The organism is Streptomyces sp. NPDC056296 (assembly GCF_042268605.1).
GTDB lineage: Bacteria > Actinomycetota > Actinomycetes > Streptomycetales > Streptomycetaceae > Streptomyces.
The window spans coordinates 54,807-60,829 of the sequence record NZ_JBHJRX010000047.1 but is presented as its reverse complement, the minus strand read 5'-3'; the positions used below and the strand labels follow the sequence as shown (position 1 = coordinate 60,829).

The window sequence follows — 6,023 nt, the reverse complement described above, 5'->3', positions numbered from 1 at the left end:
ATCTGGGCGTGGGGGGGCCTTCTCCCCCCGTCCCCCCCCGCGCCCCATTCACCGCCACCGGCGGGCCTCACCGCCTCACCGGTACACGACGACCTTGTCGCCGTTGCTCACCTGCGCGTACAGATCCGCGATCGCCGCCTCGTCCCGTACGTTGACGCAGCCGTGCGAGGCACCCGCGTAGCCGCGGACGGCGAAGTCGTCCGAGTAGTGCACGGCCTGGCCGCCGCTGAAGAACATCGCGTACGGCATGGCCGAGTCGTAGAGCGTCGAGACGTGGTGGCGGGACTTCCAGTAGACCTGGAAGACGCCCTCCCGGGTCGGCGTGTACTGCGAGCCGAAGCGCACCGGCATCGTCGACACGGTCCGTCCGTCGATCATCCAGCGCAGCGTCCGGCTCGACTTGCTGACGCACAGCACCCGGCCGGTCATGCAGCGCGGGTCGGGCGCGGCGGCCGGCTGCCCGCCCATCAGGTACAGGTCCCACTTGCCCGGTTCCCGTGTCATCCCCAGCAGCCGCTGCCAGGTGACGGTGTCGGTCCGGCCCGTCCTGGGCAGCCCGCGCTTGCCCTGGAAGCCGCTCACCGCACGCTCCGTCAGGTCGTCGTACGACCCGGTCGGCCCGTCGACGAGCCACTCGACCTGGCGCAGCCGGGCCTGGAGCTCGCGGACGTCCCGGCCGGTGTCGCCCCGCCGCCAGAGCACCGGGGGTTCGGCACGGGCGGCCGGCGCGCTCGACGGCCGGTCGTCGGCCGGCGTGTTCTTCGGCTTCTTCGGGCGTGTCGGCTGCTTCGGTTGTGTCGGTTTCTCCGGCGTCGCCTTCGTCGGCTGGTTGCCGGTGACGTCTATGTGTACCGGCGCGCGCCCCGCGCCGTCGGCGCTCGTGCCCTGCACGGTGCAGCCGCCCGCCGCCAGCGCGGTCCCCAGGGCGACGGCGACCGCCCTCCCCATGTTCCCCATGCTCGTCATACGCATCACGGCCCCCCGCCGTCTCACCGCCCCACACGGACGTCTCCTGAGATGTTCCCCGCGGATGACGCGCCGCGAACGGCGCGGCATCGTTGTGACCGGGACCGCACCGAGGTTGTGAGCAAGGTCCCAGGGTGCGCCCCTGCACCGGGTGGCGCGTGCGCCGATACAGTCCGTCGAAGGGTCGGTCTGTACTGGCGAGTATCTGACGGGTAGTTCGAGCAGTTCGAACATATGCTCAGCGGGAGGCATCACACCATGGCGCGCGAGTCTGAGTCCGGACTGCCCATCGAACCGGTCTACGGGCCCGACGCCCAGGAGGGCTGGGACCCGGCCGAGAAGCTGGGCGAGCCCGGGAAGTACCCCTTCACCCGGGGCGTGTACCCGTCCATGTACACCGGCCGGCCGTGGACGATGCGCCAGTACGCCGGTTTCGGCACGGCGACGGAGTCCAACGCCCGCTACAAGCAGCTGATCGCCAACGGCACGATGGGTCTGTCGGTCGCCTTCGACCTGCCCACCCAGATGGGCCACGACTCCGACGCGCCGATCGCGAGCGGTGAGGTCGGCAAGGTCGGCGTGGCGATCGACTCGATCGACGACATGCGGGTGCTGTTCGGCGGGATCCCGCTGGACAAGGTCTCGACGTCGATGACCATCAACGCCCCCGCCTCGCTGCTGCTCCTGCTCTACCAACTCGTCGCCGAGGAGCAGGGCGTCGGCGCCGACCAGCTCACCGGCACGATCCAGAACGACGTGCTGAAGGAGTACATCGCGCGCGGGACGTACATCTTCCCGCCCAAGCCGTCGCTGCGGCTGATCGCGGACATCTTCAAGTACTGCAAGGCCGAGATCCCGAAGTGGAACACCATCTCGATCTCCGGCTACCACATGGCCGAGGCGGGTGCCTCGCCCGCGCAGGAGATCGCGTTCACCCTCGCGGACGGCATCGAGTACGTGCGCACGGCGGTCGCGGCCGGCATGGACGTCGACGACTTCGCGCCCCGCCTCTCCTTCTTCTTCGTGGCCCGTACGACGATCCTGGAGGAGGTCGCCAAGTTCCGCGCGGCCCGCCGGATCTGGGCGCGGGTGATGAGCGAGGAGTTCGGCGCCAAGAACCCCAAGTCGCTGATGCTGCGCTTCCACACCCAGACCGCCGGGGTGCAGCTGACCGCCCAGCAGCCCGAGGTCAACCTCGTCCGCGTCGCCGTACAGGGCCTCGGCGCCGTCCTCGGCGGCACGCAGTCGCTGCACACCAACTCCTTCGACGAGGCCATCGCGCTGCCGACCGACAAGTCCGCGCGCCTCGCCCTGCGCACGCAGCAGGTCCTCGCCTACGAGACCGACGTGACGGCGACCGTGGACCCCTTCGCAGGCTCCTACGTCGTCGAGAAGATGACCGACGACGTCGAGGCGGCGGCGCTGGAGCTGATGCGGAAGGTCGAGGACCTCGGCGGCGCGGTCAACGCCATCGAGCACGGCTTCCAGAAGAGCGAGATCGAGCGCAGCGCCTACCGCATCGCCCAGGAGACCGACTCCGGCGAGCGGGTCGTGGTCGGCGTCAACCGCTTCCAGCTCGACGCGGAGGAACCCTACGAGCCTCTCCGGGTCGACCCGGCCATCGAGGCGCAGCAGGCCGAGCGCCTCGCCCGGCTCCGCGCGGAGCGCGACCAGCAGACGGTGGACACCGCCCTCGCCGCCCTGAAGAAGGCCGCCGAGGGCGAGGACAACGTCCTCTACCCGATGAAGGACGCCCTGCGGGCGCGGGCGACGGTGGGCGAGGTGTGCAACGCGCTGCGGGAGGTCTGGGGGACGTATGTGCCCTCGGATGCCTTCTGACGCCTGCTGAGCTGGGCCGTTACCTCGAATGGGTGATCGGGGGCGAAAACGGCGCGTTCCCGGTTAGGCTCGTGGAGAGTGCTCCCGAATGGAGGTTGCCGTGGCTGTGATAGAGCGCGAGATGACGATCGCTGAGGCCGCCGACCGTGTCTCCAACTGGCTGCCCGGACACCGCGTGGAGATCCTTCGAGGGAGCCTGATCGTGACGCCGCCGCCGGATGAGTCGCACCAGGGAACGGTGTTCGAAGTCGGTTACGAAATCCGGAGGGCCGGGGCGAAGGAGGCAGGCCTCAAGGTCCGCCCCGGTATCGGTCTGTGGCTGCCGACCGGCCCAGCGGATTACGCCATCCCGGACCTCTCCGTGGTCGAAACCGACGTCGGAGATGCGCGCGTCAGCAAGAACTGCTACGCACCGCACGTCTTCCGGATGGTGGTAGAGGTCTCGTCGTCCAACTGGTCTCAGGACACGATCAGCAAGGTCGACGTCTACGCTCACGCCGGCATTCCCGTGTACATCGTCGTGGATCGCCACCACGACGAGGTCCTTCTCTACACCAAGCCGGCCGACGGCAAGTACCCCGAGCCCGTCCGCTACAAGCGTGGCGAAAGCTTCCCCATCCCTGAATCCGTCGGCGTCCGCCTGGACCTCTCCGTCGACAGCCTCCTCGACGGCGAAGACTGACGAAATCGGTTCGGGCCGTCAGCCGGGCAGCCCGAACCGTTCCAGGTACCCGCCGAGGCCGTCCGGCGTGTCCCCGGCCCACCCCACATACCCGTCCGGCCGCACCAGGAACACCCCCGCCCCGTACGCCCCCTGCGCCGCCCCGCGCACCAACAGGGCGTGCAGCCCCTGCCCGGCGAGCGCCGGGAGGGCTACGACCCGGACGAACGCGCCCGCCTGATGGCCGACTTCCCCCTGACGGCCGCGGCGGGCACGGAGATGTTCACGGACTACGAGCGGCACTTCGAGGAGGGACTGGCGCTGGTGATCGCGGGGATCGGGGCGGCCTACCGCCTCGACTGAGCCGCGCCGCCCGCCTTCGCCCGCTGCGCCGCACGGTACCGGCGCACCGCACGGGTGACGACCGGCGGCAGCAGGTCCAGGGCGAGACGGCGGGTGCGGTCACTCGGGGTCGGCTGCCGCGCCGTACGCGCCGCGCGGTCCGCCGGACCCGCCAGGTGGGGCTGCCCCGGCACCGGCCCGGCATCCGGGCGCGGCGCCGCCGCGGGCGCCGGGTGCCGCGAGGACGGCAGCGAGGGCGGCCGCATCCGCTTGCCCTTGGCGCGGGCCCGGACCAGCCGGTGCCCGGCCGCCTGCTCCACCGTCACGGCGACGTCGTCGCGCCCGCGCAGGGCGGCGAGCAGCTCCTCCTGGACCGGCTCGGGGTCGCCCCAGGTGCCGTACAGCTTCTGGCTGCTCAGGCAGACGGGGCGCAGCCCGCGGTTGAGCACGGCCTCCCAGGCGGCGACGGCCACCCCGGGGGTGTGCTCGCTGCGGAAGTCGTCGAGGACGACGATGCCGTCCGGCAGCAGCAGGTCCCGGACCGCGCCGATGTCACCCTGGACGTGCTCGTACAGGTGCGAGGCGTCGATGTGGGCGAAGCGGCAGGTGCCGGGCGCGACCTCGTCGGTGATCGTGGAGCTGACGGCCTGGACGATCTTCGGCAGGGTGTCGTGGAAGGAGAGGTAGTTCCGCTCGAAGGCCTGCCGGGTGAGCGAGGAGTACGACTTCGCCGCCTCCGCCCGGTTTGCCGCGTCCGGCGGCTCGGTCTCGAACAGGTCGCAGACGGTGAGCGACTCGCCGTCCCGCAGATGGTGCCCCAGCAGGATCGCGCTCTTGCCCAGGTAGGCGCCCAGTTCGAGCAGGTCGCCAGGGGTGCCCCGCCGCTCCTGCCGCTCCAGGAACCAGGAGAACAGCACCTGGTCGAGCGGCCAGAACCAGCCGGGGACGTCGTTCAGCTCACCGGGGTACTTGTGCGTCTCTTGCGCAGTGGCCATGAGGGGAGGATGCACTCTCGACGCTCGCCGTGTAAGCGGCACGCGCGATCTCATCGACGTAACATCACACAAATCGCCCAACGTGTCCGGGCGTACACCTCCCGAATACGGCACCGCGTAACCCCGGACGTCGTCGGCCCCCGTCCCAGGACGATGAGCCCCCGACCACGGCCCGCCGACACTGTCGGCGGGCCGTTACGAAACTCCGACGTCAGGGCTCAATGTTGATGGCGTCGATTTTGTTGTTCCAGGTGTTGTAGGTAGTTCCGCCGCAGCGCCATGTGGAAAAGTCGTACACGTAGGCGTCGGGGCCGAGGATGGCGTATTCCTCGCACTCCGAGTACAGGACAACGTAATGATCGGTGTTGTTCCAGATGCTCGACACCTTGTTTCGCACCTTCGAGCCCACTGTGTAGTAGCCCGACCCGCTCGCCGCGGACCACGCCGCACCCTCGTAGCCGGGATATTCCCAGAGGCACACCCAGCCCCTCTTGCAGTCCGATGCCGCGGCGGATGCGGTCCCGCCGGAGCCGGCCAGGAAGGTGGCGGCCATGGTGGCGGAAAGCGCGGCGGCCGAGAACGCCCGTCGTACGCGCATGCGTGACTCCATTTCCTCGAGATGGGTCTGCGGTCCGCTCAATATGAAGCCATGGAACCGTTCGAATTGCAGCTCCCGGAACTGTTATTTTGAGTCCTGTTCATTTATTCTTCGCTAGAAGGGGAGATTCCGGTGGCGCGCGCAGGTATGCTGAATGTGCCTTTTTGCCCAAAAAGGCGAAACGGGTCGCGCCCTTCAGGTGGTCGTCCAGGGCGTTCTTGACGCTCGGCCACTGCGAGTCGCCACAATGATCACGCCGTAGGCGCCGTCCGACGAGGCCGCCCGGGTCCCGGGGTCCTCGGAGTACCTCTGCCGGATCCGTGCCGCCTCCCGCGCCGGACCGGCCAGGGAGAGGTTGGTGCGTACGGCGTGCTCGTCGACCGGAGTCCCGGTGGGGTCCGGGGGCTGGCTGGTGCCGGGCTGGAGCAGGACGCCGGCGAAGGGGTTGGGAACTGCTGGTCGTTGACTGCGTATGAGTGTGCTCTGGCGTGGATGAGTGAGTACGAGGATGAGGCCCCGGGGCTCTGTGGCCAGCGGGAACGGGAGTTCGCCTGTCGAGTGCGTGACCTGTGGCGGGTGGTCGTCGTTGAGTGGAGCGAGAGGGTCGTCGCGGCTGTGCGGG

At 69.5% G+C, this 6,023-nt stretch carries 5 protein-coding genes and 2 pseudogenes; 3 read left to right on the top strand and 4 right to left on the bottom strand.

The window, feature by feature from the left end; translation table 11 throughout:
- Window positions 1-75 precede the first annotated feature (75 nt).
- Window positions 76-972 (bottom strand): L,D-transpeptidase family protein, encoded by an 897-nt coding sequence (locus ACFCZF_RS29955; RefSeq protein WP_375922271.1) that lies wholly within the window; start codon window positions 970-972, stop codon window positions 76-78.
- A 252-nt stretch (window positions 973-1,224) separates the two neighbouring features.
- Between ACFCZF_RS29955 and ACFCZF_RS29950 the strand changes: the two genes are divergently transcribed.
- Window positions 1,225-2,805, top strand: a complete 1,581-nt coding sequence (locus ACFCZF_RS29950) for a methylmalonyl-CoA mutase (RefSeq protein ID WP_376674281.1) — start codon at window positions 1,225-1,227, stop codon at window positions 2,803-2,805.
- 100 nt (window positions 2,806-2,905) lie between these two features.
- Window positions 2,906-3,487 carry a Uma2 family endonuclease gene (locus tag ACFCZF_RS29945; RefSeq protein WP_376674280.1) on the top strand — a complete coding sequence of 194 codons (582 nt, stop codon included), beginning with the start codon at window positions 2,906-2,908 and terminating at the stop codon, window positions 3,485-3,487.
- A gap of 18 nt (window positions 3,488-3,505) precedes the next feature.
- On the opposite strand, the pseudogene ACFCZF_RS29940 reads toward ACFCZF_RS29945, so the two are convergent.
- Window positions 3,506-3,640 (bottom strand): annotated as a pseudogene (locus ACFCZF_RS29940) (hypothetical protein); the annotation flags it as partial.
- Here ACFCZF_RS29940 and ACFCZF_RS29935 point away from each other — a divergent pair.
- Window positions 3,638-3,829, top strand: a pseudogene (locus tag ACFCZF_RS29935) (TetR/AcrR family transcriptional regulator C-terminal domain-containing protein); the annotation flags it as partial. The pseudogenes ACFCZF_RS29940 and ACFCZF_RS29935 overlap by 3 nt on opposite strands.
- On the opposite strand, the gene ACFCZF_RS29930 reads toward ACFCZF_RS29935, so the two are convergent.
- Both ACFCZF_RS29930 and ACFCZF_RS29925 read right to left on the bottom strand, forming a co-directional pair.
- Window positions 3,814-4,803, bottom strand: coding sequence for a class I SAM-dependent methyltransferase (locus tag ACFCZF_RS29930; protein ID WP_376674279.1), 990 nt, complete (start codon window positions 4,801-4,803; stop codon window positions 3,814-3,816). The pseudogene ACFCZF_RS29935 and the gene ACFCZF_RS29930 overlap by 16 nt on opposite strands.
- A 211-nt stretch (window positions 4,804-5,014) precedes the next feature.
- Complete coding sequence (locus tag ACFCZF_RS29925) at window positions 5,015-5,401, bottom strand: peptidase inhibitor family I36 protein (RefSeq protein WP_376674278.1); 387 nt, start codon at window positions 5,399-5,401, stop codon at window positions 5,015-5,017.
- Between the last annotated feature and the right edge of the window lie 622 nt (window positions 5,402-6,023).